This is a genomic window from Amycolatopsis sp. NPDC023774 (assembly GCF_040639695.1).
Classification (GTDB): Bacteria; Actinomycetota; Actinomycetes; order Mycobacteriales; family Pseudonocardiaceae; genus Amycolatopsis.
This window is the reverse complement of the sequence record NZ_JBFAAJ010000007.1, coordinates 198,853-222,760: the sequence shown is the minus strand read 5'-3', so window position 1 is coordinate 222,760 and position 23,908 is coordinate 198,853. Positions and strand designations below refer to the sequence as shown.

Below are 23,908 nucleotides of genomic sequence, written 5' to 3'. Positions count from 1 at the left end.
GGCGTAGTGGCGCAGGCTGCCGATCGAAGGTCGCGATGCCTGACGTTCGGGCACGGCATCCACCAGTGCCTCGGCCTGCAGCCGGCCCGGGTCGAACTGCGCGTCGCGTTGCCGGCGCTGACCAGGCGGTTTCCGACGCCGCGGCCGGCTGCCGCGCCCGAGGACGTGCCGCTGCGGCCCGGGCACCAGAACCTCCACGGCGTGCCGCGCCTGCCAGTCACCTGGGATCAGGGCTAGCGCCGGGCCAAGGCCAGCAGGCCGTCGCGGATCTCCGGGCGGCTGGCGGCCACCAGGAGGAACGTGGCCTCCCGCACCAGCCGGCCCGCGTGCTCGCCGGCGAGCACGGAGCGGCTGCCGGTAGCGGCCACGAGGGCGCCCGCGCTGCGGTAGGCCAGTTCGGCACCGGCCGCGCGGGCCGCGGGGAGTGAGGCAGGGTCGGTGAGGCCCGAGTCGAGGCGGATGCGGATCTGGTCCTGTTCGGTGCGCAGGGCGGTGGCCGTCTCGGGCCGGCCGAGGTCGTCGAGCAGGCGGGCACAGCGTTCGGCCAGCCCGAGGGGCGCGCAGCCGTTGAGCCGCGACGCGAACGTGTTCCCCGCGACGAAGTCGGCGTGCGAGACCTCGGCGAGCACGCGCTCGGCGGACACGAAGTAGTCGTCCAGTCCGATTCGGACGGTCGAGGTCCCTTGAGCGGCCATCAGGCGCAGTGGACTGGCGTGGAGTCCGTGGCCCGCCACCGGCGCCACCACGGTGGTGACGACCGTGTCCTCGGGGGTGCGGCCCGAGAGCATCAGCAGATCGATCCCGCCCCACCCGCTCACGAACGGGGCCTCGCCGTCGAAGCGGAACCCGTCGCTGACCCGCCGGGCCCGGGTGCGCGGCGGCGTCGGGATCACGCCGGCGTACGCGACGCCGGCCCGGACGGTGCCCTTGACCAGGTCGGCGAGGTACTGCGACCGCAGTGCCTCGTTGGCCGAACCGGACAGGCCGGCGACGAGGCCGTGGTGCTGGACCCAGGTGAACGTGGTGCTCAGGCAGCCGCCGGCCAGCGTCTCGATGACCTCAACCAGCTCGGCCAGGCCCGCGGCGGGGCCACCGGCGTCGGGGGGCGCGGCGAGGCCGTAGAGCCCGGCCTCGGCCAACGCGTCGAAGTGCGACCGCGGCACCTCGCCGCGCAGGTCCACCTGCGCGGCCGCGGGAAACAGCACGTCATCGGCGAGGGCCCGCGCGCGGGCGGCGAGGTTCGACACAAGAGTTAGGCTACCCTAACTCGACGGAAAACAAGCCCCCGAAAGCACCGAAAGCCACCACGGAAGAACCCGTGGTGGCTTTCGGCGGTTCAAGCGTTCAGAGCAATCAGAGCTCGTACAGCCGCTTCCAGTTCTCCCGCGAAGTGAGCTCCGGCATCGCGCGCTTGTACTGCTCCTGCACGCCCGCGCCTTCCTTGCGGAGACGCTGGATCACGCGAGCACCGCGCCGGGCGAGGTCGAACATCTTCACCTTGTCGTACGTGCGCACGCGCACGCCTTCCTGCGAAGCGTCCGTGACCACGGCCGTGTCGAACAGCGCGATGTGCCACCAGTGCGCCTCGTCGATCGGCACCGCGCCGAGGCCGAAGCGGCTGCGGCCGAGCACGCGGTCGACCACGCGCTTGATCAGCACCAGGCGCTGCATGCTGGGCCGCGGCGCGCTGTTGATGATGCCGATGTCGTTGGACGCGATGCCCGGGACGTCGGTGGCCTTGTGCCGCTTGGTCTCCGGGTACTGCTCGCGGATCCGGCGGATCTCCTTCATCGCGGCGACGCCGCCGTCACGCAGGACCTCCGGGCCCTCGAGGAAGTCCTCGACGGCCTTGATCAGCGTGGCCGACAAGCCGTACTGCATGCCCAGCAGGTAGCGCACCAGCTGCGCGAGCAGCACGCGCGAAAGCAGGTTCAGGTTGAACGGCGAGTGCAGCGCGGCGGTGATGATCGAGTTGCGCAGGTTGAAGTACCGGTGCCACTCGTCCCAGTCCTTCCAGTGGAAGTCCGCGTGCCACACGCCGGCGCCCGGCAGGGTCACCGTCGGGAAGCCGTACTCGCGGGCGCGGTAGGAGTACTCCGCGTCGTCCCACTGGAAGAAGAACGGCATCGGGTAGCCGATCGCCTTCACGACCTCGTAGGGGATCAGGCACGACCACCAGCCGTTGTACCCGGCGTCGAGGCGGCGCTCCTGGCGGTTGGGTTTGAGGGTCTGCTCGTCGACGCCCAGCAGGTCGGCCGTGGACAGCGAGTGCGTGACCGGCTGGCCCGGCTCCAGCGTGTTCAGGCGCGCGTACTCGGCGCCGACGTGCAGCTGGTTCGGGTGCAGCAGGTTGAGCATCTGGCCGCCGACGATGATCGGGTTGGCCGCGCGGTTGGAGAACGCGGTCATGCGCACGACGAGGTCCGGCTCCAGCAGCACGTCGTCGTCCATGAACAGCACGTTGGCGTGCTCGGTGGCGGTGTGGCCGGCCACCTCGTACAGGCCGCGGGTGAAGCCGCCGGCGCCGCCGAGGTTGGGCTGCTTGATGTAGTGCAGCTTGTCGCCGAGGTCCTTCGCCACCTGCTCGAAGCCGTCACGCGACTCGACGAGGTCGGTGCCCTGGTCGGCGACGTAGATGGCGTCGAGCGTGTGCAGCGACGACACGTCGGCCGCGAGCGCCTGCAGGTTCTTCAGGCAATCGTCCGCGCGGTTCATCGTGCAGATGGTCACCGCGGTCGGGCGGATCTTCTCCGGCGCGTCGACCGTCCAGCGGACCTGCTCGACGCGCAGCGTCTGGCCGCCCTCGGTCTCGAGGTCGAGCCACAGCGCGCCGCCGTCGTAGAACTTGTCGAGGCTCGCGGTCATCGTGACCTTACGGGCCTTGGCGCCGGCCACCTGCTCGGCGTTGACCACCCGGGCGTCGCCCTGGAGGTCGGACGCGCCGACCGAGAGCAGGCCGTCACCGCTGACCACGGCTTCCACGGTGACCGAGGTGACCGTGGTCCAGCGCTGCCAGTAGCTGGCGGGGAAGCGGCCGAAGTAGGTGTTGCCGGTGACCTTCGACGACGGTTCGACGGTGAGCGCGTCGCGGTCGCGCACCGCGGAGCCCCATGCGAGCTCGGCGTAGAGGTCCTTGCTGACGATCGGCGCCGGGCCGGCGTACAGCCCGCGCTGGGCCGTCAGCCTCCCTTCGGGCGCGTGCTCCGCGAACCGGGTCTCGCCTTCGGGGGCCGCCTCCGCGACCGGGGCTGCTTTACCGGGCATCGAACTCAGTTCTCCTTTACCGGCCGCTCACGAAACACGACCCACTTGAGCATGACGAAATTGATCACGGTCGCCGTCGCCTGCGACACGACCCAGCCGAGCGTGGCCTTCCACGTCGACTCCGGGAGCAGGTGCAGCATCCATTGGTTCACACCGACGGCGACGAAGAACGTCACGGCGTAGAGCAGGATGAAGCTGCCGACCTGCGTGCCGCCATCGCGACGGCCGCCGGCGAACGTGAACCGGCGATTCAGGAAGAACGCCGTGGTCGTGCCCACGACGAAGCTGATCGCGCGAGCGATGTCGACCCACGGCACGGCGTCCATGCCGACGGCCCTGAGCAGCGTGTAGGTACCCAGGTCCAGCAGCGCGCAGAATCCGCCGATCAGCCCGAAGCGGATGAGCTGACCGAGCAGACCGGGGCCCACCGGTGTTGTCACCGTCGTCTCACTCTGCGGTTCTGTAGCCACCACTGGAATACCTTCTCGGCTCGATGCGTCGTCGTCTCGGGAAGCCCTGTCCGTGTCGACTTTGACGCGCGGACGCTTGTGCCTTGATGCGCAAAGTGTAGAAGCGAGCACTTCAGGGTCACGTTCCGGGCGTCCTACGGCGTGGCTACGCTGGTCGAGTGACCCAGACACCCGAGACACAGCGACGCACGCTCACCGGCTGGGGCCGCACCGCTGGGACAGTCGCAGACGTCCTGAGCACGCCCGATGTCGAGACCATCGCGGCCGCCGTCGCGTCGGCCGGCCCCCGCGGGGTCATCGCGCGCGGCCTCGGCCGCTCCTACGGCGATCCGGCGCAGAACGCCGGCGGGCTCGTGGTCGACATGACCGTGCTCGACCGCATCCACTCGATCGACCCCGACTCCGGCCTGGTCGATCTCGACGCCGGCGTGAGCCTCGACAAGCTGATGCGCGAGGCGCTCCCCCACGGCCTCTGGGTACCGGTGCTGCCGGGCACGCGCCAGGTGACGATCGGCGGCGCGATCGCCAACGACATCCACGGCAAGAACCACCACTCGGCCGGCAGCTTCGGCAACCACGTGGTGTCGATGGACCTGCTCACGGCCGACGGCAAGGTCCGCACGCTCACGCCGGAGGGCGACGAGGCCGAGCTGTTCTGGGCGACGGTGGCCGGCATCGGCCTCACCGGCATCATCACGCGCGCCACCGTGCGGATGAAGAAGACGGAGACGGCGTACTTCTACGTCGACGCCGACCGCACGTCGAGCCTCGACGAGACGCTCGCGCTGTTCACCGACGGTTCGGACCTGAACTACGACTACTCGATGTCGGTCCCCGACCTGATCTCGGCGGACTCGCGCCTGGGCCGGGCCACGTTCTCGCGCGGCTCGCTCGCCACGCTGGACCAGCTGCCCGCGAAGCTGCGCAGCGAACCGCTGAAGTTCGACGCGCCGAAGCTCGCGACGCTGCCCGACGTGTTCCCCAACGGCCTGGGCAACAAGCTCACCTTCGGCCTGATCAACGAGCTGTGGCAGAAGACCGTGCCCAAGAAGGGCGTGCGCGGCAAGGTCCAGAACCTCACGCAGTTCTACCACCCGCTGGACATGATCTCGGAGTGGAACCGCGCGTACGGCTCCAAGGGCTTCCTGCAGTACCAGTTCTCGGTGCCGTTCGGCGCGGAAGACCAGCTCAAGGCCATCTGCCACCGGATCGCGACGTCGGGGCACTACTCGTTCCTCAACGTGTTCAAGCGCATGGGCGACGCCAACCCGGCGCCGATGTCGTGGCCCTCGCCGGGCTGGATGCTCAGCGTCGACTTCCCGATCAAGCCCGGCCTGAGCCGGTTCTGCCTCGAACTCGACGACGAGGTGCTCGCCGCGGGCGGCCGCCTGTACACCGCGAAGGACTCGCGGACCACGGCGGAGACGTTCGCGAAGATGTACCCGCGGCTCGAGGAATGGCGCAAGGTCCGCGCCGCCGTTGACCCCCAAGGCGTTTTCGCCTCTGACATGAGCCGGAGGCTCGCACTGTGATCGACGCCGTTGGCAACCCCCAGTCCCTGCTGCTGCTCGGCGGCACGTCCGACATCGCGCTGGCCATCGCCGAGAAATACCTCGCGGAGAAGCCGCTGCGGGTCGTGCTGGCCGCGCGTCCGTCGCCCCGGCTCGACGCCGCGGTGCGGCGTCTGAAGGACCGCGGCGCCGAGGTGTCCGTTGTGGACTTCGATGCCAAGGACACGGCCTCGCACCCCGCCGTGCTCGACCGCGCGTTCGCCGGTGGCGACATCGACGTGGCCGTGGTGGCGTTCGGCCTGCTCGGCGACCCCGAGGAGGTCTGGCAGGACCACGCCAAGGCGGTGGAGCTGGCGACGGTGAACTACGCGGCCGCCGTGTCGGTGGGCGTGGCGCTGTCGGAGAAGCTCAAGGCCCAGGGCCACGGCACGATCATCGCGCTGTCGTCGGTGGCCGGTGAGCGCGTGCGGCGTTCGAACTTCGTGTACGGCTCGACCAAGGCCGGGTTCGACGGCTTCTACCTGGGCCTCGGCGAGGCGCTCGCGCCGCACGGCGTGCAGGTGACCGTGGTCCGCCCGGGTCATGTGAAGACCAAGATGACGGCCGGGCTGAAGGACGCTCCCCTGGCGCAGACGGCCGAGCAGGTGGCCGACATCGCCGTGACCGCGGCGCGCAGCGGCAAGGACCTCGTGTGGGCGCCGGCGCAGTTCCGGCTCGTGATGTCGGTGCTGCGGCACGTGCCGCGTCCGATTTTCCGGAAACTGCCGATCTGACCGGGAACTCCCGAGGCGGGATCTTCGTCGCATATTCTGGACGAAGGTCTTTCACCTTTCTGGGGGTTCCACCATGCCGGACCAGGCAGCGCGGCTCGACGCCGTGCTCCAGCGGTTCCAGGAGCAGGCGGCTCGCGCCGCCGAGCTCAAGGACCAGATCGCGAACCTGCGCGGGCACGCCCGCAACGCCGACGGCTCGGTGACCGTCACCGTCGCCCCGTCGGGTGCCGTGCTCGGGCTGCAGCTGAGCCCGCAGGCCATGCGCCGCTCGCACACCGCGTTGCAGCAGGAAATCCTCGGCGCCATCCGCTCGGCGACGCAGCAGGCCGCGGCCGCGCTGAACCAGACCGTCGAGCCGGTGCTGGGCGAGCGGGCGGAGCAGTTCCGCGAGGCGTTCAACGCGCACGTCGAGCCGCTCGGGCCGAGCGCGCCGCCGCCCGCCAGTTCGCTGGCCGCCCCCGGGCAGCCCGGGCAGCAGCCGCACATGCCCCAATCGCCGCAGAACACTCGGAACCGGGCGAACCCGCAAGCCGTCGAAGACGACGATTTCGGGGGTTCCATTCTTCGGCGGGAGTGATCGTGACCAGTGGGTTCAAGATCGAGCCGGTGGCGCTGACCGCGCACGCGAGCGGCTCGAAGGAAGCGGCCGGGCACTTCGGCAGCCTCGCTCAGCTGCTGCAACAGGCGCGCGTGAGCGACGACTGCTTCGGTCCGCTCGGCGAGCTGATGGCGTACAAGTACTTCGACTCCCTGCAGGAGTGCCAGGACCTCGCCGACCAGGCGAAAACGTTCCTGGAGGCCATCGCCGACAAGACCACGCTGGCCGCGCAGGCGTACCAGGGTCACGAGGACGCGACCACCGACGCCGTGACCGGGCTCGGCAAGGAGCTCGCCGACGGCGGCAGCGGCGCCGGCTCGCTGTCGGACGTGAACCACGCGGGCGACGCCGGCCGCAAGAGCTACCTGGAGCAGCACGGCGGCTACGGCAGCTCGTGGCTTTCGACGTCGACCGAGGTCTCGCAGGCGAGCAGCCCACCGGACGTGGCGATCGCCGCTGTGCACACGCGTATGGAGCAGATCCAGCTGGTGACGAGCCCCGGGCAGTCGCTGCTGGACAACGGGCTCGGGTTCCTCATCGGCATCGTGATCAGCCCGCTCGTGGAATTCGTGCTGGAGCCGGCGATCGGCGACCCCGAGCAGATGCGCAGCACCGCCCAGGGCTGGGCGCAGGTGGCGCAGTGGCTCGACAGCGTCGGTGAGCACGAGCGGAAGCGCGCGGACCTCACGAAAGAGCCGTGGGAAGGCGCCGGCGAAGACGCGTTCCGCAAGCAGATGGGTGAGTTCGCCGAGGGCGCAGGAGCGTTCGCGGACGAGGCGCGCGGGCTGCAGCAGATCCTGGAGCTGGCCGCGGACCTGTTCGACGCGTTCGTGGAGATCGTGATCGACATCCTGCAAGAGCTGGTGATGGGCCTGATCATCGAGTGGCTCGCGGCGCTGGCGGCGTCCTGGATCACGGCGGGCGCATCGGTGGGAGCCGCGGGCGCGGCGACCACGGGCGAGGTCGCGGTGACCGGCGGGCGGCTCGGGATGAAGGTCAAGCAGCTGCTGGGCAAGCTGAAGCCGCTCATCGAGGAGCTCGAGAAGATCCTGCAGAAGCTGCGCACAGGGCCGCTGAAGAAGGTCGTGGAGCGTGTGGAAAGCCTGCGCAACGGCAACTTCCTCGAGAAGCGCGTGGCGGACATGATCGACAAGAACCCGCTCGCGAAGATCCTCACGAAAGCCGACGCGGCCACCGGGGCCTCGCGCACGGGCAACCGGTTCGCCAACGCGCTGGGGGTCGGCGAGAACGGCGCGAACGCGCTCACGACCAACCTGACCGAGACCGGGCTGCGGCTGGCGGGGATGAGCGGGACGTCGAGCGTCGGCAAGGCGGCGTGGCGGGGCAGCGCGGGCAACATCGCCGAGCAGGGCATCGAGCAAGGCGTCAAGTACGGTTACCACCAGTCTCAGACCGAAGGTGAAGACGAGCGCCGCGAGGCGACCGACCGAGGGTTCTCACTCGAAGAATGAATCTCGCCGATCCCCTGGGCGCCGCCACGCAGGCGCGGCCGCACCTGCGTGCTGACGAGCGGTTGTTGTGGGCCGCGTATGGCGGCGTGACCGGGTACGCCGTCCGTGGCCTCGACGAATCCGGCCAGCCCGCGAAGAGTGTGCTGCGCAAGGTGGGTTCCGGGCTGGCCGGCTTCGCGGGCGGGATCGTGGACGCGGCACTGTCCGGTGAGGACAGTGGCAGCGGCGGTTCCGTGACTCCGGAACCGGCGGTCGTGGTGTTCGGGGAGCGGACGGGGATGGCGGCCGAGGGGCTCGTACGCGGGGCGCGGGCGTCGTTGTGGGCGCTGACGTCGGCGCGGCTGGTGTTGTTGCGGGTCGTGGTGGCACCGGAACCGGTTGAAGAGCCGGAGAAGTCGTTGCTGGGCAAGGCGATGGGCTTCGGGCGGGGCATGGCGAAGTTCGGCAAGGACGTGGCGGAGATCGTCACGGACCGGCGCAAGACGTACGGGGCCAACCGCGAAGGTGAGCCGGTGGCGTCGCGGGAGTTCGAGGTGGCGGCTTCGCTGCCGCGCGAGCAGATCGCCGGGTTCGCGGTGGCTTCTCGCGACCGCCAACCCGGCCTGCGGATGTCGCTTGTGGACGGTTCCGGCTTCGACCTGCGGTTCGGCGTGGCCGAGCCCGAAGCGTTCGACTGGCTGCTGGCGCGCACGAACGGAGCCGCGTGATGCGTGCGCAGGAGCTGAAGCAGGCGGGCGAGGTCGACGAGATCATCGAGCGCGACTACACGAAAGTGTGGCTGCGCAAGAAGGAACGGCTGCTGCTGGGCTGCCCGCCGGCGCACGGGCACGTCGTCGCGTGGATCGGCGGCACCCGGCACCTGCCCTACACTCCGGCGCGCGAGCCGGTGAAGGTCACGACGGCGCCAGGCCGCTGGCCGACGCCCGCCGGCCTGCCCGACGAGGACTGGACCGACGACCCGTCGCTGGCCTACCGCGTGGAAGCCGCGGCGCCTACGGCCGTGGCCGTGCGGATCGCCGACCACCTGGCCTTCTCCGCGGGCGCCGCGCGCCTGACCTGGACCGATCGGCGGCTCGCGCTTGTGTACCCGACGAAGTTCGTGGCCGAGGCGGACACGAAGGACTTCTTCGTGACGGCCGAGGAGTTCCCGGCCGACGTCGTGGTGCGGCTCGACGCCGTGGCCCCCGGCCGCAGCTTCCCACCCGAGCCGGGGATCCGGTTCACCTTCGCCGACGGCTCCACGTTGACCCAGCGTGACCTCCTAGCGCCGATGAAGGTGCGCAGGGCCCTTTCGCGTTGCTGACCTGGATCAACCGATCGGTGGATGCCGGGTGGCCGGACCGACGATGGTTCCGGCCCGCGTTCCCCCGCAGACTCGGACGTATGGGTAAAGACTTCCGTTCGTCCGCGTTCGCCGTGCTTATCGACGTCGCCGCACCGGTCGGGGGCCTACTACCTGCTGCGGGCCTTCGGCGTGGTGCCCGGGTGGGCGCTGCTGCTGAGCGGTCTGCCGCCGGCGTTGCGCGTGCTCTACACAGCCGTCACGCGGCGGTGCGTGGACGGGATCGGCTCGTTCGTGCTGGCGATCGTCGCCGTGAGCGTGGTGACGACGCTGCTCGCCGGCGACGCGCGGCTGCTGCTGGTGCGCAACGCGTGGTGCAGCTCGCTCGCCGGCGTCTGGCTGCTGGCGAGCCTGGTCATCGGCCGTCGGCCGGCCACCTACGAGGCCGCCCGCGCGCTGCTGCCGGGCAAGGGCGAGCAGCTCGACGACGCGTGGGAGCGGCGGCCGTCGTTCCGGCGGCTGCGGCGAGTGCTCGCCGTGGTCTGGGGCGTCGGCGGGCTGCTGCACAGCGGCGTGAGCATCACCATGGCGTACACGCTGCCCATCGACGACGTACCCGCGCTGGACACGGTGGTGTCGATCGTGTTCTTCGTGCTCCTGCAGGTGGTGACGCAGGTACTGCTCGTGCGCGAGGGTTCGATGCGGACGGTGATCCGGCGCCCCGCACCCGTGCGCTGAGGAGTCCCGCCGTGGGGCACTGAACGAGATCGCGCTCCGCTTCACCACTTGGGCTCCCGCGAGTGGTGCTGCTGCTAGCGCGCCGGCGCCAGGAAGAGGTGCTGCGTGCCCGCGCCAGGTGAGTCGATGGTCCACGCCGCCAGCGCCGTCGGCGGAGGCGCGAGCGGCGTCGTTTCGAGCACGAGGTCCGGCGTCGTGGGCGCGACGCCGTGGTCGAAGTGGTGAAAGTTGGCTTCGATCAGGGCACGGCCGAGCTCGTTGCTGCCCAGCTTCGCCTCGGTGATGGCCGGATCGACGGCGCCGCGGTCGGAGAACTCGCCAACCAGATGACAATCGCACGCGTACGCGAGCGCGCCCGCTTCACCGGGACTCTCCACTGCGCGCCCCTTCGCCAGGGTGGCCAGCTGCGGGCCGATCTCGCGGTACTCATCCGTCGCCGCGAGGTTGCCCGTGATCGGCGCGAACCGTCGCGGCAGACCGGGCGCCACATACACGCCGATCGCGACGGCGAGCGCCAGCCCGGCCGCCGCCGTCGCCGGGACGCGGTGCGGCGTCACGCAAATCCACGCCGCGAGAAAAACCGTCGCACCAACGATCGCGGGCGCGTACGACCACGGGTTGGGCGACGCGACGACCACCGCGTGCACGATCCCGGCCCCCGCGAGTACGGCGAACGGCCGAATGGTTTCGTCCCGCCGGGCCAACGCCCCGATCACCGCGAGCGGCACCGGCAGAAACGAAACCAGCGTGGCGGCGGGAAAGTCGAGCCACGGCACCGTGGGCTGCTGAAAGACGACGGTGTCCGGCACCGCCGACCCGAGCAGGAACCAGCTGAACGCGAACCACGGCACCGCGACGACAAGGGCCGCGAAGGTCGTCCGCCAGATGCCCTCCCAGAACCTCGGCCGCGCCACGAACACCACCAGCGCGACCACCAGCAGATCGACCCGCACGAGCACGAGCGTCCCCGCTGCGAACCCGAGCGCCGCCGGCCGGCGTTCCACCGCGAACACCAGCACCCACACCACCCCGGCCGCCGCCGGCAACACCTCCAGCCCGACCGCCGACACGAGGAGCGGGTTGAGCAGCAAGGCGGCGTAGGCGAGCAGCACGAACTGGCGGGGGAGGCCGGTTTTTTCAGCGAGTCTTCCGAGTCCTGTCGTGAGCAGCACTTGCGCGGCCACGAACACCACGCCGGCGCCGGCCACCGCATCGCGCACGACGACCGTCACGGCGGCCACGGCGGCCACGTGCAGCGGTGAGGTGGCCGTGTTAGCCGTGCCCTGCTCGACGAGGCCCCAGTGGCCGTGCAGGGCGAGGTTGCGCGCGTAGGACAACGTGACGTACGCGTCGTCGACCAAATGCCGGCTGGCCAGAAGAAACACGGCGGCTGACACGGCCGCGACACCGAACGGCAGCCACCTGTCGATGGCCGGCCGGACAACGGTGTCGCTTCGCATCACGCGACACCGTACACAACCGCCGTGATCTTCCTGTGACCTACTCCCGAGGCATGGCCCGTTCAGCCGCGCACGGCCTCGCCCGGGATCGAGCGATCAGATCCCGTAACCAGTACCAGTTCCGTTGCTGGTACCCGTCCCACCGGGACCACCAGGCCCGCCCTGCCCAAACCCGGGCCCACCACGGAACTCGCGGTACCCGCCGCCGCCACCGTCACGGAAGTGCGACATCCCCGGCCGCCCGTCGTGCTGAGTCGCAGCCATGACACCGCCGACGATGCCGCCGCCGACGAGCAGCCCGAGGACGCCGACGCCGACCAGCTGGGTCACCCGGTTGCCTGCGAACCGGCGGAACCCGCCGGGCCGGCGAACCGGCTGCGGTGCGCCCCACGCACCAGGCGGCGGCTGCTGACCGTACGGCTGCTGCGGCATTCCGGGCTGCTGCATTCCAGGCTGCTGCATTCCAGGCTGCGGCATTCCCGGCTGCGGAGCCCCGGGCTGCTGCTGTCCCGGCGGGGCCTGCTGCGGCCCAGGCGCCTGCGGCTCGCCGGCACCCACCCCTTGCTGCTGGTTCTCCGCGGTCACCCGCGCATCTTCCCCAGAACCACCAGCAGCACTACCCGCCTGCGAACTCTCCACCGGCGCATCCCGCGGCGTAACAAGGTCACCGGACTGCTCCAGCGGGACCTGGTCACTCATCTTCGGCTCCTCCGGCTGAAGTGGGAACGAGCGGCCTGCCCGCCCCCACCTCCGAGGATGACCGGTATTGCTGTGCGCAGCCTGATACTCAGCTGTCTAAAATCCAGCGCAATTCACAGGTAAAACGGCTCACAGATAGAACGACAAGAACAACGTCACGACCCAAGCCAGCCCGAGCACCTGCAGTACCCGGTCCCGCAACGCGATCTCGTCCGGCGCCCCGGCGTTGCCGCCGTCGACGTCCACCGCATACCGCAGCACAGCGATCACGAACGGCACCATCGACACGACGGCCCACAGCGAATCGTGCTCCGCCTGCCGGATTTCGAAGGCCCACAGGCAGTACGACATGATCAGAATGGCGGCCGACGTCGCCCACACGAACCGCAGGTAACTCGCCGAGTACTTCTTCAGTGACGACCGGATCTTCGCGCCCGTGCGTTCGAACAGCATGATCTCGGCGTAGCGCTTGCCCGCGACCATGAACAGCGAGCCGAACGCCGTGACCAGCAGGAACCACTGCGACATGGCGATCCCGCCGGCGACACCACCGGCGATGGAGCGCATCAGGAAGCCCGAGCCGACGATCGCGAGGTCCACCACCGGCTGGTGCTTGAGCCCGAAGCAGTACCCGAGCTGCACGGCTTCGTACACGCCGAGCACCACGGCCAGCTCCCAGCTCGCGGTGAACGACACCGCGAGACCGGCCAGGAAGAACACCACCGCGGCGGCGTAGGCCACCGGCACCGGCACGACGCCGGCCGCGATGGGCCGGTTGCGCTTCGTCGGATGGGCGCGGTCGGCGTCGACGTCGACGGCGTCGTTGATGAGGTAGACCGACGAGGCCGTCAGCGAGAAGGCCACGAACGCGATCAGCGCGTCGATGACCAGCTCGGTGCGGTTGGTCGCCTTCGAGAACGCGAAGAACGGTGCGGCGAACACCAGCACGTTCTTCACCCACTGCTTCGGGCGCGCAGTCTTGATCACGCCCAGCAGCAGCGCCACGGGGTTCGTGCCGGCCGAAGCGGCGGCCGGGGTCGCCGGCTCCGAAACGGCAGCAGAGGACGCGGCCGAGTCAGCGGCAGCCTCCTCAGTCTCGACCTTCACGGCTTCGTCCGCCTGCGCGGATTCGGCCGGGTCGGTCGCGTTCTCGGCACGCTCGTCGGTCGTTTCGCTCATCGTCGCTTCAGCTTCCGTCGGATCAGACCACCGACGAGGCCTCCCAGGGCCGCACCGGCCAGTACGTCGGTCGGATAGTGGACGCCGAGCAGCAGCCGTGAGGCCAGCATCGGCGGTACGAGGGCGGGGACCAGGTTACGCCCGGTGAGTCCCGAGTAGAGCACTGCCGCCGCCGTCGTGGACGTCGCGTGCGAAGACGGGAAGCTCAGTTTGCTCGGCGTGCCGACGAGAACCTCGACGCTCGGATGGTCCGGACGACGCCGCCTGACCACCCGTTTCACCACGATGGAGGCGGCGTGCGCGCCGACGACGCCGGCGGACGCGACGAGCCAGTCCTTGCGCCGAGGCTTGTCCACCGCGGCGCCGATCAGGCCGAGCGCGAACCAGCCCGCGCTGTGCTCGCCGAACAGCGACATCCCGCGCGCGACCTGCACCGTGCCCGGCTTCTTCAGGAAGCGCTGGGTCTGGGACAACACGGCGACTTCGCCGGTGGTCGGGCCCGCAGGTGGCGTGCCGGTCGTGCCGGCGTCAACCGGCGCGGCGGCCTGCTCAAGCATCGATCGACCCGTCGAGCGGCGCACCGTCGGTGAGGTGCGGCGCGATCTTGTTGTCGAACATCGACAGCGCCGAACCGATCGCCATGTGCATGTCGAGGTACTTGTACGTGCCCAGCCGGCCGCCGAACAGCACGTTCCTCTCGCGCGCCTCGGCCTTGGCCAGCTCGCGGTAGCTCTCGAGCTTCTCGCGGTTCTCCGGCGTGTTGATCGGGTAGTACGGCTCGTCGTCTTCCGTCGCGAAGCGCGAGAACTCGCGGAAGATGACCGTCTTGTCCTTCGGGTAGTCCCGCTCCGGGTGGAAGTGGCGGAACTCGATGATGCGGGTGTAGGGCACTTCCTGGTCGTTGTAGTTCACGACCGGGGCGCCCTGGAAGTCACCGGTGGGCGCGACCTCGGACTCGAAGTCGACGGTGCGCCAGGTGAACCGGCCCGCCGAGTAGTCGAAGTAGCGGTCCAGCGGCCCGGTGTACACGGTGGGGGTACCTGCCGGGATCTGGTCGCGCACGTCGAAGTAGTCGACGTTCAGGCGGATCTCGATGTTCTCGTGCTCGGCCATCTTCTCGAGCCACGCGGTGTACCCGTTGACGGGCAGACCCTCGTAGGTGTCGTTGAAGTACCGGTTGTCGAACGTGTAGCGGACCGGCAGGCGCGTGATGATGTTCGCGCCCAGGTTCTTGGGGTCGTTCTCCCACTGCTTCGCGGTGTACCCGCGGATGAAGGCCTCGTACAGCGGACGGCCGACCAGCGAGATGGCCTTTTCCTCGAGGTTCTCGGCGGCGTCGGTCTGGAACTCGGACGCCTGCTTGGCGATGAGCTCGCGGGCCTCGTCCGGGGTGTGGGATTTGCCGAAGAACTGGTTGATCAGGCCCAGGTTCATCGGGAACGAGTAGACCTGGTCCTTGACCTTGGCGAACACCCGGTGCTGGTAGCCGGTGAACTCGGTGAAGCGGTTGACGTACTCCCACACGCGCTTGTTCGAGGTGTGGAACAGGTGCGCACCGTACTTGTGCACCTCGATACCGGTCTCGGGGTCGGCCTCGGAGTAGGCGTTGCCGCCGAGGTGGCTCCGGCGCTCGAGCACCAGAACCTTCTTGCCGAGCTCGGCCGCGGCCCGCTCGGCGACGGTCAGCCCGAAGAAACCGGACCCGACGACGACGAGGTCGTAGCCGGCGAACTCGTGTTCAGTAATCTTGGCGGGGTTCGTGTGCTCGCTCACGGGCGCCCAGGGTACGCAGTCCTGACACCGTGGCCCGAACCGACCTCGGCATACCGACGGCCGTACCGCACCGACACACGTGAGAAGCATGCCTGCACCGGACACCTTGGGGAGCTACTTGGTAGCGGTCGTCACCTACCTGGCCGTGCTGGCGATACCCGGCGGCCTGGTGGGCTGGGCCGCCGGAGTGCGCGGCTGGGCGCTGGCCGGCCTCGCGCCGCTGCTCAGCTACGCCGTGACGGGTCTGGCCGGCCCGTGGCTCGCCGATGTCGGGCTCCCGTACAACGTCGGATCCGCCGCCCTGTGCACCGTGGGCCTGGCGGCTCTCGCGTACGGCGTACGGCGGCTGCTGATGGCCGGCGGCCGGCTGCGGCCGGGCGCGGAGGAGCCGCCGATCGAGTGGAGCAAACGGGCGCACTGGGCCGTGGCCGGGTGCCTGGTCGTGGCCGTCGGCCTCTCGATCGCCGTCGTGCTCTCGGCGCGCGGCGGCACGACGGCCGTCTTCCAACGCTGGGACACCGTGTTCCACGCGAACGGCATCCGCTACATCGCCGACACCGGCGACGGCTCGCTCACCGGCATGGGCACCATCAACTGGTACCCCGACGGCTCGTTCTACCCGAACGCGTACCACCTGGTCGGCGCGCTGGTCTACCAGATCTCGGGCACGAGCGTCCCGGTCACGCTCAACGCCATCACCATGCCGGTCGCGGGCCTGTTCGCGCTGTCGATGGTGGCGCTGATCCGCCAGCTCGGCGGGCGCGCGGTGTACGCGGGCTGCACGGCGCTGGTCGCGGCGGCCGCCACGACCGGCGCGTACGAGTCCGTGTCGAGCGGGCTGCTGCCCTACGCGCTGGGCATCGTCCTGACGCCGCTGGCCGTGGTGGCGCTGCAGCGGTTCCTGGTGCGCCCCGGTGTGGACACGGGCCTGATCCTGGCGCTGACGGCCGACGGGCTGCTCGCGGCGCACTCGAGCGCGCTGTTCGGCGCGGTGCTGTTCGCGTTGCCGCTGGTGGTGCAGCGCTGGTACCGGTCGCTGCGGCGCAAGCGCGTGGACGGCGTGGCTCACGAGACGCCGGCGTGGCGCGTGATCCTGGGCGACGTGTTGCGGATACTGCCGGTGCTGGTGGTCAGCGGGGTGCTGGCGGCGCCGCAGATCCTGGGCGCGATCGGGTTCACCTCCGGCGCATACCCGTACTACTCGTGGAACTCGAACCTGCCGATCCCGCTGGCGCTGAAGCTGCTCGTGACGTTCCAGCAGGTGCTCAGCCGGCCCCAGGTCTGGCTGACGGTGCTGCTCGCGCTGGGCACGCTCATGTTTTTCACGCTGCGGCGGATGCGCTGGGTGCTGCTCTCGGCGATCGGGCTTTCGGGGTTCTTCGTGCTGGTCACCTGCTACGGCTACCTGCCGTGGGTGGTGTCGCTGTCGCGGCCGTGGTGGAACGACCGGTACCGCCTGATGGCGCTGGCCGCGATCCCGCTGTGCCTGCTCGCGGGCCACGGCATGGCGGAGCTGCAGCGGTGGATCGCGCGCCTGGCCCGCAGCGGCACGTGGGTGCGCTCGCGGCCGCAGGTGCTGGCGCGGCTCGGCCTGGTGACGGCCGTGGTCGTGGTGGCCGCGATGGCCGTGCTGACCGGCGGGTTCTACCGCAACGCGAACGCGACGGCTGTCTCGTACCTGTACTACAACGGGCCCGAGGGCGAGGTGACGCCGCCCGTGAGCGCCGACGAGATCACCGCCATGGAACACCTCGGCACGATGGGGATTCCCGCGCGGGAGAAGGTGCTCAACGACCGCATGGACGGCACCGCGTGGATGTACGCGATCGCCGGCGTGCACCCGGTGGCCGGCCACTACGACGGGGGCGGGCGCGTGTCGCCCGACGCCGTGTACCTGGCCCTGCACTTCCGCGACTACGCCACGGACCCGCGCGTGCGCGACGCCGTGCGTCGGCTGGACGTGCACCACGTACTGGTGGGCAGCGGCACGATCCGGAAGGACACACCGATCGCGCCCGGGCTGCAGGGGCTGGACGGGCGCGATTTCCTGCGGGTGGACTACCGGAATGCCGGCGCGGTGATCTACACGATCGTGAAGTGATTCTGTGGAGGTTTTCGGAGCCTCGTGACCGCGGCTGCCCCGGCCGCGGCCACGAGGACCTCCCATTCCCCAGCACCCCCGGGGTGCTCACGGGTGAGAAGAGCGGCCCGGTGAAGGGCCGCCTCCCCCTCTTCTCGACTGCTTGACGCCCGGGTCGGGAAATCGGTTTCCCGACGGGGTGAAGGTCACCTGAACGGCCTAGTTGTCCTTGAGCGTGGGCAGCACGTTCTCCACGACCTGCTCCAGCACGGACTCGTGGCCCTCGTACGGGCCACTCGAGCGCGGCCAGTGCGCGATGACGTCGGTGAAGCCCAGCTCGCGCGAGCGTTCGACGGCTTCACGGAACGCTTCCACGCTGCTCAGCGAGAAGACGGGCGCCGCGTCGAGGCTCAGGTAGCGGTGCACGGAGTCGCGCTCGCGGCCGGCTGCGTCGAGGCGCTCGTCGAACACGCGGCTGAGCTCGGCGATGCCCTGCCACCACTCGTCGGTGGTCGCGCCGCCGCGGCCGGTGGTGGCCCAGCCGGCGCCGAAGCGCGCGGCCAGCGTCATCGTGCGCGGTCCGTTGGCCGCGACCACGAACGGCAACCGCGGACGCTGCACGGTGCCGGGGAGGTTGCGGGCGCCGTGGGCCCGGTAGTACTCGCCCTCGAAGTCGAAGCGGTCGGTCATCAGCAGGCCGTCGAGCGATTCGACGAATTCAGTGAAGCGGTCGGCGCGCTGCTTCGGCGTGTAGTCGGGCGCGCCGAGCACCTGCACGTCGTAGCTCTTCGCGTCCACGCCCGCGCCGATGCCCAGCACGAAGCGGCCGTCGGACACGTCGTCGAGGGTGATCAGCTCACGCGCGAACGGCACCGGGTGCCGCGCCACGGGCGACGCGACGAACGTGCCCAGCCGGATGGTGGACGTGACCATGGCGGCGGCCGTGAGGGTGGGCACGGCGGAGAACCACGGGCCGTCGACCAGGGATCTCCAGCCCAGGTGGTCGTAGGTCCACGCGTGGTCGAAGCCGTACTCCTCAGCGGCCCGCCACTTGGGCTCGGCCGCCCACCAACGATCTTCCGGAAGGATCACGATGCCTGCTCGCACGAGGGTCGACGGTATCGGCAACCACCGACATTCGCTCGAACGGGCGGTGCCCGTGCCCGGTTCGGGGACAATGGGCGCGTGGAGAAACCCCGCTTGATCGCGTCCGACGTCGACGGCACCCTGCTCGGCCCCACCGAAGTCCTTTCCGACCGCACCATCGAAGTCGTGCGACGGGTTCGCGCCGACGGCGTTCCGTTCGTCCTGTGCACCGGCCGGCCGCCGCGGTGGATCCCGCCGATCGCGGGGCCGCTGGGACTGACGGGGTATGCGGTGTGCGCGAACGGCGCGGTGCTGCTGGACATCGCCACTTCGGAGGTGGTGGCGGTGCACGGTTCTTTGGCACCGCCGTTGCTGCACGACCTCGCCTCGGCGCTGGACAAGGCGCTGCCGGGCTGCCGGCTGGCTGCGGAGCGGATCAGCACGAATGCCCGGAGTTTCGTGATCGAGCCCGAGTACCGGAACCCGTGGGGCGACGGCGAGGGCCGGACGGCCCCGCGCGCCGAGGTGCTGGGGCACTCGGCGATCAAGCTGCTGATCAGCCACCGGGGCCTCGGCTCGGAAGAAATGGCGGCGGCGGCGCGGGCGGTGCTGGACGGGGCGGTGGACATCACGTACTCGTCGTCGGGTGGGCTGATCGAACTGTCGGCGCACGGGGTCACGAAGGCGACGGGGTTGGCGGATGTCGCTGAGCGGCTTTCGGTGCCGGTTGAGCGGGTGATCGCCTTTGGTGACATGCCCAACGACGTGGAGATGCTGCAGTGGGCCGGGCACGGGGTCGCGATGGCGGACGGTCACCGCGCGGTCCTGGAAGTGGCGGACGAGGCGACCGGACCTGCCGCGGAGGACGGCGTGGCGCAGGTTTTGGAGCGCTGGTTCTAGGCGTCTTGCCAGTCGCGCTGGCGTCTTGCCGATTGCTGCGGGCCTTGCCATTCGGAACGGCGGCTTGCCACTTCGTGCCGCGGCTTGCCACCTGGTGATCTGAGTTGCCCACCAGCTGGCCGACTTGCCACTCGCCGGCGCACTTGCCTTGGCACGAGGCTCACCGCTGGGGACCTGGTTTGCCACCTCAGCGGCGACTTGCCCGCCGCACTCCCCTTGCCAACTGACCTGACGCCTTGCCATCCACCAGCGAGTTTGCCGTTCGTGAGCCGGGGTTGCCGGCTTTGCCGATAGGACGCTGGCTTGCCATTTCGCGGATGGGCTTGCCACTCGAGGGCCGGGCTTGCCGCAAGTTGGTGAGGCGTGCCGGCTCGGGCGGAGGCATGGCCTCCGACGGGCAAACTCCAGCTCAACTGGCAACTCGCCAGGCATCCCGATTGCCAGCCGAGGTGGCGAATTGCCATCGGAGCGGGCTGCTTGCCAACCAGCTGGCCGACTTGCCGCTCACCGGAGCACTTGCCACGGCACGGGGCCTGCCGCTGGGACCCTGGCTTGCGACCTCGGCGGCGACTTACCTCGCACCGCTTTCACTTGCCAATCGACATGGCGACTTGCCGGCCGAAGTGGCGAGTCACTCCCGGCCGGCGGGGCGGGCGTCCAGCGCTGCGGCATCCTCCGGGGTGGGGGCGGTGCCGCCCAGGTGGGCGGGGAGCCACCAGCGTTCGGAGGGCGCGGGGGATTCCGGGTAGTCCGCCTGGGCGCGGTCGAGCAGCTCCGAGAGGCGGGAGCGGAGTTCGGCGGTCCCCGCTTCGCAGTCGTCGCCGGCTCCGGGACGTATCGGGGTGCCGAGCAGGATCGAGATGGGCACGTGGCGCCGCGTCAGGTTCTTCGGGTGGCCCTTCGTCCACAGGCGCTGCGTGCCCCACAGCGCCATCGGCACGATGGGCACCCCGGCCTCCGCGGCCATCCGCACGGCGCCCGTTTTCAAGTCCTTCACCGTGAAGGAACGGCTGATCGTCGCCTCCGGGAACACGCCCACCACCTCCCCCGCACGCAGCCGGGCGACGGCCTCGTCGTACGAAGCCTGGCCGGCCGAGCGGTCGACGGGAATGTGGTGCATCCCCCGCATCAACGGTCCCGCCACGCGGTTCGCGAAGATCTCGTGCTTGGCCATGAATCGCACCAGCCGCTTGGCGGGCCGCGCACCCAGGCCGCAATAGATGAAGTCCAGGTAGCTGACGTGCGTGCACGCGATCACCGCCCCGCCGCGCGTCGGCACGTGCTCCGCGCCCTCGATGCGGATGCGGTTGTCCAGCACCCGGAACATCGTCCGCGCGGCAACCAGCACGGGCGGGTACACGAAGTCAGCCATACCGCGAGGCTACGGGACCGTAGGTTTCTCGTGGCTACGCAACGTGATCGTCGGCACGAAACCCGTCGTTCGGGAACTTTCGCCACCGCCGGGCAACAGCCGAGCACCACCGCCACCAGCGTGCAGAACAAGGCGACGACCTGGTGCTTCACGTTCTCGATCCCGTCGCCCAGAGCGGCGACGACGAACTGACCCACCGCACTGGTCAGGAGGAGCGCGAGGGCCACGCCCAGCGCGGCCCGCCGGTGGCGCCACGCGCGCCAGCCGACGAGGAGCCACACGGGCACCAGGGCGAACAAGCCCAGGTGCGCCAGCAGCCCCGTCAGGCCCGACCACAGCGGCACCCGGTACTCCTGCGCCGCCGGTGTCAAGCCGGCCGAGGCGTCGAAGGAGGCCAGGTACGGAGGCCGCGCCGCGAGCAGATCGCCCGCCGCGCGGTGGAGGACGCCCAGGGTGCGGTCGGGGTGGGTGGCGAACCACTTCACGACGTTGCGCCGGCTCAAGCGGTCCCGGTACTGCGCGTACTGCGGATCCAACGTCACGGGATGCGGGTGCCACCAGCCGTTGGCCGCGTACTGCCCGAACGACGGCGGCAGGCCGAGCGACGCCAGATCCGCAGTGGTGTCGTGGTGGCCATCGACGATGTTCAGGAACACCGTGTTCACCATGTTGATCTCGCGCGAGTCATCGCCAGGACGCGCGGACGCCGTGCCGTCAGGAGCGACAGCCGGGGTGACCGCCGCCTGGGCCCACCAAGTCCCGCCGGCCAGAGCAAGAACCACGAGAACGCCCGGCAGCCACCGCGAACGTGTCACCAGCAGCACCGCGATGATCAGCAACGGCAAGACCATCAACGTCTGCACCTTGGCGTTCACCGCCATCAACCCGCCGACGATGGTCACCGCGGCACCGACCCGGAGCCACCGCCGTCCCATCAGCAGCAGACCGCCGACGGCCAGCAGCAGACCGAGAAATGCCGTCCCCTCGCCCAAAGTGGACGAGAAGTAGCCGAAGAACGCCGAATCCGCCACCACCAGCAGCAAACCGACGGCGACGGACAACCGCACCCGCAGCCGGTAGGGCAACCCGGCCACCACCGCGGCCACCGCTGCCGCGGCGACGACCGAGGAAATCACCCCGAGCACGACCAGGCTCAGCTCCGAGCGCGCCCCGAACGCCACCGCCAGCCGGGCGAGCCAGCTCTGGCTCAGCTGGTACGTCGGGTCGCAGCCCCCGGGTGTGGCCTCGTACACCAGGTGGACGTACTTCTCCGGCTTGCTGATCCGCTTGATCCCGGCACCGCACAGAACGCGGAAGCCGTCGCCGTTGTCGGACATGGACACGGGGCGCGGCACGAGGAAGCGCACCAGCAGCACGGCCAGGGACACGCCGAAGACCCCCAACCCGAGGGTCGTGGACCGGCGCACCAGCGTCATCCCGGGCACGATACGTACTGGAAGTCCGGTGCTCGATCGAGGTAATCGATGAGCAGGCCGGCCTCGTCCGCGCGCGGGTACACGGAGATCCAGAACGGCGTGCCGGTGCGGCGGAACGTCGCGAGGCGGTACCAGGCGCGGGTGTCGTCGGTGCAGTGCTGGCTCTTGGCGTAGCCGGATTCCTCGGGCACGGCCACCGTCGCACGCATCAGATTGGTGCCCACCACCAGCCGAGAGCCCGCGCGGCTGGCGATGGCGCCCGGCGCGGCGGCACTCACCACCGAGCCCGGCGGCAGGTACGAAGCCAGCCAGTCGCCGACCTCCGCGAGCTGCGCGCTGTCCGTGTGCCACGTGCGCACGCTCTTGAGCACGTCCGGGCTCACCACCGAAACGAGCACCGCGAACCCCGTCAACACGGCCGCGACCACCGGCATCAGCCGCGACACCGTGCGCGGCTTCGGCGACGGGTTCGCGGCCGTCAGCACGCCGTACGCGCCCACCGAAGCGACGGCCAGTAGCGGCGGCACGGGCACGAGCAGCCGCCACGACGGTCCGGTGTCACCGTCGAGCACGACCACGAAAACCGTGAAGCACAAGGCCAACGCGAACGGCAGCCACAGGGCCGAGCGCGGTTCGGCCGCGCGTTCGGGCGAGCGCAGGGCCACCAACCCCACCACGGCGGCAACCGCGAGCACCAGAAAACCCAGGTGGGCCAAGGAAAATCCCGCGAGATAGCGCCAGTCGGGGCCGAGCACGCGCACGGCGGAGTCGGGCAGGAAGCGGTGGTAGTACGTGACGCGCCAAGCCGTCCACGGCACGAGGAACACCAGCGCGCCCAGCACGTAGCCCGCAGGCATCCACCAGCTGTGCCGGCCGCGCACGGCGGCGAGCGCCAGCCACACCCCCGCGACGACGGCGAGGACCAGTCCTTCCGGCCGCGTCATCACCGCGCCCGCCACGAGCACTCCCGCCACCACGGACCTGCGGGCGACCAGCGCGTTGGCCACGGCCAGCACCAGCAGCACGAACATCGGCAGCTCAGTGCCCGACGGCCCGTACACGGCGAGGCCGCTCGCGCCGGCCGTCAGCACGGCGGCCGCGACCCCGATCGCGGGCTGGGGCTCCGCGCCTTCCGGCAGCGCGAGACGCATGATGCGATTGGTGAGGAAGTACGCAAGGAGAACGCACCCCAACGCCGCGACAACACCCAGCACAACGGCCGACGTCGAGATATCCGCGCCGAATGCCGCGCGCGGCAACGCGATCACCACGAGCCACAGGAAATTCGCGTAACCCTCGTTCCGGTCACCGGGATTGAACACGGGCCCGTTGCCGTCGGCGATGTTCTGCGCATAACGGAAGGTGACGAGCGCGTCTTCGGTCACGGTGGCGAACAACAGCTGGTGCACCAGCGAAAACGCGAGCACGAGCACCACCACGAACGCCCGCCACGCGGCGTCGGTGGCGATTCGGCGCCAGGTCACCACGACGAGCGCACCCAGCACCAGCCAGCCCCCCACGACCGCGTAGACCACGCGACCCCCTGCCTCCAGCCCCCGGCCGGTCCCCACCGGCCGCCACCCCGTTGCCACCTGCGGCCACGGTGAATCCCCGCGACGAAACCTCGCTTTCGAGTGAGCGATTGGCCGGAATACGCAGCGTTGTCGGACGGTTCCGGCCCTCACTTCACAGAGTCCAGTCAATCGCTTCACTACGCTTCCCGGACATAAGCCGTTCGGGTGTATATCGGTCCCGCTAATCTGTGACTCCGATTCCGATCCGCCACCCGGGGGTACCGAGCGGATCCGTCACAGC

At 70.0% G+C, this 23,908-nt stretch carries 22 protein-coding genes; 10 read left to right on the top strand and 12 right to left on the bottom strand.

What is annotated here, in order from left to right; genetic code table 11:
• Positions 1-6 precede the first annotated feature (6 nt).
• Entirely contained in the window at positions 7-237 is a 231-nt protein-coding gene (locus AB0F91_RS18655) for a hypothetical protein (RefSeq protein ID WP_360598774.1), read from the top strand.
• Here the strand turns inward: AB0F91_RS18655 and AB0F91_RS18650 are convergent.
• The 3 genes from AB0F91_RS18650 to AB0F91_RS18640 all read right to left on the bottom strand — a co-directional run bounded on the left by AB0F91_RS18650 (position 234) and on the right by AB0F91_RS18640 (position 3,737).
• Positions 234-1,247 carry an acyl-CoA dehydrogenase family protein gene (locus AB0F91_RS18650; RefSeq protein WP_360598773.1) on the bottom strand — a complete coding sequence of 338 codons (1,014 nt, stop codon included), beginning with the start codon at positions 1,245-1,247 and terminating at the stop codon, positions 234-236. The genes AB0F91_RS18655 and AB0F91_RS18650 overlap by 4 nt on opposite strands.
• Before the next feature lie 106 nt (positions 1,248-1,353).
• Positions 1,354-3,264, bottom strand: coding sequence for a glycosyltransferase (locus AB0F91_RS18645; protein ID WP_360598772.1), 1,911 nt, complete (start codon positions 3,262-3,264; stop codon positions 1,354-1,356).
• A gap of 5 nt (positions 3,265-3,269) precedes the next feature.
• Positions 3,270-3,737, bottom strand: coding sequence for a GtrA family protein (locus tag AB0F91_RS18640; RefSeq protein ID WP_360598771.1), 468 nt, complete (start codon positions 3,735-3,737; stop codon positions 3,270-3,272).
• A gap of 155 nt (positions 3,738-3,892) precedes the next feature.
• On the opposite strand from AB0F91_RS18640, the gene AB0F91_RS18635 reads away from it, so the two are divergent.
• The 7 genes from AB0F91_RS18635 (at position 3,893) to AB0F91_RS18605 (ending at position 10,108) form a co-directional block, all read left to right on the top strand.
• Positions 3,893-5,266 carry an FAD-binding oxidoreductase gene (locus AB0F91_RS18635; protein ID WP_360598770.1) on the top strand — a complete coding sequence of 458 codons (1,374 nt, stop codon included), beginning with the start codon at positions 3,893-3,895 and terminating at the stop codon, positions 5,264-5,266.
• Entirely contained in the window at positions 5,263-6,018 is a 756-nt protein-coding gene (locus tag AB0F91_RS18630) for a decaprenylphospho-beta-D-erythro-pentofuranosid-2-ulose 2-reductase (protein ID WP_360598769.1), read from the top strand. The genes AB0F91_RS18635 and AB0F91_RS18630 overlap by 4 nt, the downstream gene beginning before the upstream one ends.
• Positions 6,019-6,091: 73 nt before the next feature.
• The gene (locus AB0F91_RS18625) at positions 6,092-6,595 is read left to right on the top strand and encodes a YbaB/EbfC family nucleoid-associated protein (protein ID WP_360598768.1); all 504 of its coding nucleotides are present in this window, start codon (positions 6,092-6,094) and stop codon (positions 6,593-6,595) included.
• 2 nt (positions 6,596-6,597) lie between these two features.
• Entirely contained in the window at positions 6,598-8,088 is a 1,491-nt protein-coding gene (locus tag AB0F91_RS18620; protein ID WP_360598767.1) for a WXG100 family type VII secretion target, read from the top strand.
• The gene (locus tag AB0F91_RS18615) at positions 8,085-8,795 is read left to right on the top strand and encodes a hypothetical protein (RefSeq protein ID WP_360598766.1); all 711 of its coding nucleotides are present in this window, start codon (positions 8,085-8,087) and stop codon (positions 8,793-8,795) included. Before AB0F91_RS18620 ends, AB0F91_RS18615 begins: the two co-directional genes overlap by 4 nt.
• Complete coding sequence (locus AB0F91_RS18610; protein WP_360598765.1) at positions 8,795-9,391, top strand: hypothetical protein; 597 nt, start codon at positions 8,795-8,797, stop codon at positions 9,389-9,391. The genes AB0F91_RS18615 and AB0F91_RS18610 overlap by 1 nt, the downstream gene beginning before the upstream one ends.
• A 174-nt stretch (positions 9,392-9,565) precedes the next feature.
• Positions 9,566-10,108: a VC0807 family protein gene (locus AB0F91_RS18605; protein WP_360598764.1), complete on the top strand. Its 543-nt coding sequence runs from the start codon at positions 9,566-9,568 to the stop codon at positions 10,106-10,108.
• A 74-nt stretch (positions 10,109-10,182) separates the two neighbouring features.
• On the opposite strand, the gene AB0F91_RS18600 is transcribed toward AB0F91_RS18605, so the two are convergent.
• The 5 genes from AB0F91_RS18600 to glf form a co-directional block, all read right to left on the bottom strand.
• Entirely contained in the window at positions 10,183-11,568 is a 1,386-nt protein-coding gene (locus AB0F91_RS18600) for a hypothetical protein (RefSeq protein ID WP_360598763.1), read from the bottom strand.
• 96 nt (positions 11,569-11,664) lie between these two features.
• Positions 11,665-12,267, bottom strand: a complete 603-nt coding sequence (locus AB0F91_RS18595) for a hypothetical protein (protein WP_360598762.1) — start codon at positions 12,265-12,267, stop codon at positions 11,665-11,667.
• Positions 12,268-12,396: 129 nt separating this feature from the next.
• Positions 12,397-13,446: a decaprenyl-phosphate phosphoribosyltransferase gene (locus AB0F91_RS18590; RefSeq protein WP_360598761.1), complete on the bottom strand. Its 1,050-nt coding sequence runs from the start codon at positions 13,444-13,446 to the stop codon at positions 12,397-12,399.
• On the bottom strand, positions 13,443-14,003 hold the full coding sequence (locus tag AB0F91_RS18585; protein ID WP_360598760.1) for a phosphatase PAP2 family protein: 561 nt from the start codon (positions 14,001-14,003) through the stop codon (positions 13,443-13,445). The genes AB0F91_RS18590 and AB0F91_RS18585 overlap by 4 nt, the downstream gene beginning before the upstream one ends.
• Positions 13,996-15,219, bottom strand: coding sequence for a UDP-galactopyranose mutase (gene glf / locus AB0F91_RS18580; RefSeq protein ID WP_360598759.1), 1,224 nt, complete (start codon positions 15,217-15,219; stop codon positions 13,996-13,998). Before glf ends, AB0F91_RS18585 begins: the two co-directional genes overlap by 8 nt.
• An 88-nt stretch (positions 15,220-15,307) precedes the next feature.
• Here glf and AB0F91_RS18575 point away from each other — a divergent pair, with 88 nt between their 5' ends.
• The gene (locus AB0F91_RS18575) at positions 15,308-17,320 is read left to right on the top strand and encodes a DUF6541 family protein (RefSeq protein WP_360598758.1); all 2,013 of its coding nucleotides are present in this window, start codon (positions 15,308-15,310) and stop codon (positions 17,318-17,320) included.
• A gap of 198 nt (positions 17,321-17,518) precedes the next feature.
• On the opposite strand, the gene AB0F91_RS18570 is transcribed toward AB0F91_RS18575, so the two are convergent.
• The gene (locus tag AB0F91_RS18570) at positions 17,519-18,406 is read right to left on the bottom strand and encodes an LLM class flavin-dependent oxidoreductase (protein WP_360598757.1); all 888 of its coding nucleotides are present in this window, start codon (positions 18,404-18,406) and stop codon (positions 17,519-17,521) included.
• 93 nt (positions 18,407-18,499) lie between these two features.
• Between AB0F91_RS18570 and AB0F91_RS18565 the strand changes: the two genes are divergently transcribed.
• Complete coding sequence (locus AB0F91_RS18565; RefSeq protein WP_360598845.1) at positions 18,500-19,285, top strand: HAD family hydrolase; 786 nt, start codon at positions 18,500-18,502, stop codon at positions 19,283-19,285.
• A 631-nt stretch (positions 19,286-19,916) separates the two neighbouring features.
• Here AB0F91_RS18565 and AB0F91_RS18560 read toward each other — a convergent pair.
• From AB0F91_RS18560 to AB0F91_RS18550, 3 genes are read right to left on the bottom strand one after another with little or no spacing between them, the layout of a single operon-like run.
• Entirely contained in the window at positions 19,917-20,657 is a 741-nt protein-coding gene (locus tag AB0F91_RS18560) for a lysophospholipid acyltransferase family protein (protein ID WP_360598756.1), read from the bottom strand.
• Positions 20,540-22,093: a hypothetical protein gene (locus tag AB0F91_RS18555; RefSeq protein WP_360598755.1), complete on the bottom strand. Its 1,554-nt coding sequence runs from the start codon at positions 22,091-22,093 to the stop codon at positions 20,540-20,542. The genes AB0F91_RS18560 and AB0F91_RS18555 overlap by 118 nt, the downstream gene beginning before the upstream one ends.
• Positions 22,090-23,628 (bottom strand): hypothetical protein, encoded by a 1,539-nt coding sequence (locus AB0F91_RS18550; RefSeq protein ID WP_360598844.1) that lies wholly within the window; start codon positions 23,626-23,628, stop codon positions 22,090-22,092. Before AB0F91_RS18550 ends, AB0F91_RS18555 begins: the two co-directional genes overlap by 4 nt.
• Positions 23,629-23,908 lie beyond the last annotated feature (280 nt).

Bases quoted from the DNA above. Each gene is read 5' to 3' on its own strand.
- AB0F91_RS18645 (WP_360598772.1), bottom strand. From the start codon at position 3,264: ATGCCCGGTAAAGCAGCCCCGGTCGCGGAGGCGGCCCCCGAAGGCGAG.
- AB0F91_RS18625 (WP_360598768.1), top strand. From the start codon at position 6,092: ATGCCGGACCAGGCAGCGCGGCTCGACGCCGTGCTCCAGCGGTTCCAG.
- AB0F91_RS18615 (WP_360598766.1), top strand. From the start codon at position 8,085: ATGAATCTCGCCGATCCCCTGGGCGCCGCCACGCAGGCGCGGCCGCAC.
- AB0F91_RS18610 (WP_360598765.1), top strand. From the start codon at position 8,795: ATGCGTGCGCAGGAGCTGAAGCAGGCGGGCGAGGTCGACGAGATCATC.
- AB0F91_RS18600 (WP_360598763.1), bottom strand. From the start codon at position 11,568: ATGCGAAGCGACACCGTTGTCCGGCCGGCCATCGACAGGTGGCTGCCG.
- AB0F91_RS18595 (WP_360598762.1), bottom strand. From the start codon at position 12,267: ATGAGTGACCAGGTCCCGCTGGAGCAGTCCGGTGACCTTGTTACGCCG.
- AB0F91_RS18590 (WP_360598761.1), bottom strand. From the start codon at position 13,446: ATGAGCGAAACGACCGACGAGCGTGCCGAGAACGCGACCGACCCGGCC.
- AB0F91_RS18585 (WP_360598760.1), bottom strand. From the start codon at position 14,003: ATGCTTGAGCAGGCCGCCGCGCCGGTTGACGCCGGCACGACCGGCACG.
- AB0F91_RS18575 (WP_360598758.1), top strand. From the start codon at position 15,308: ATGCCTGCACCGGACACCTTGGGGAGCTACTTGGTAGCGGTCGTCACC.
- AB0F91_RS18560 (WP_360598756.1), bottom strand. From the start codon at position 20,657: ATGGCTGACTTCGTGTACCCGCCCGTGCTGGTTGCCGCGCGGACGATG.
- AB0F91_RS18555 (WP_360598755.1), bottom strand. From the start codon at position 22,093: ATGACGCTGGTGCGCCGGTCCACGACCCTCGGGTTGGGGGTCTTCGGC.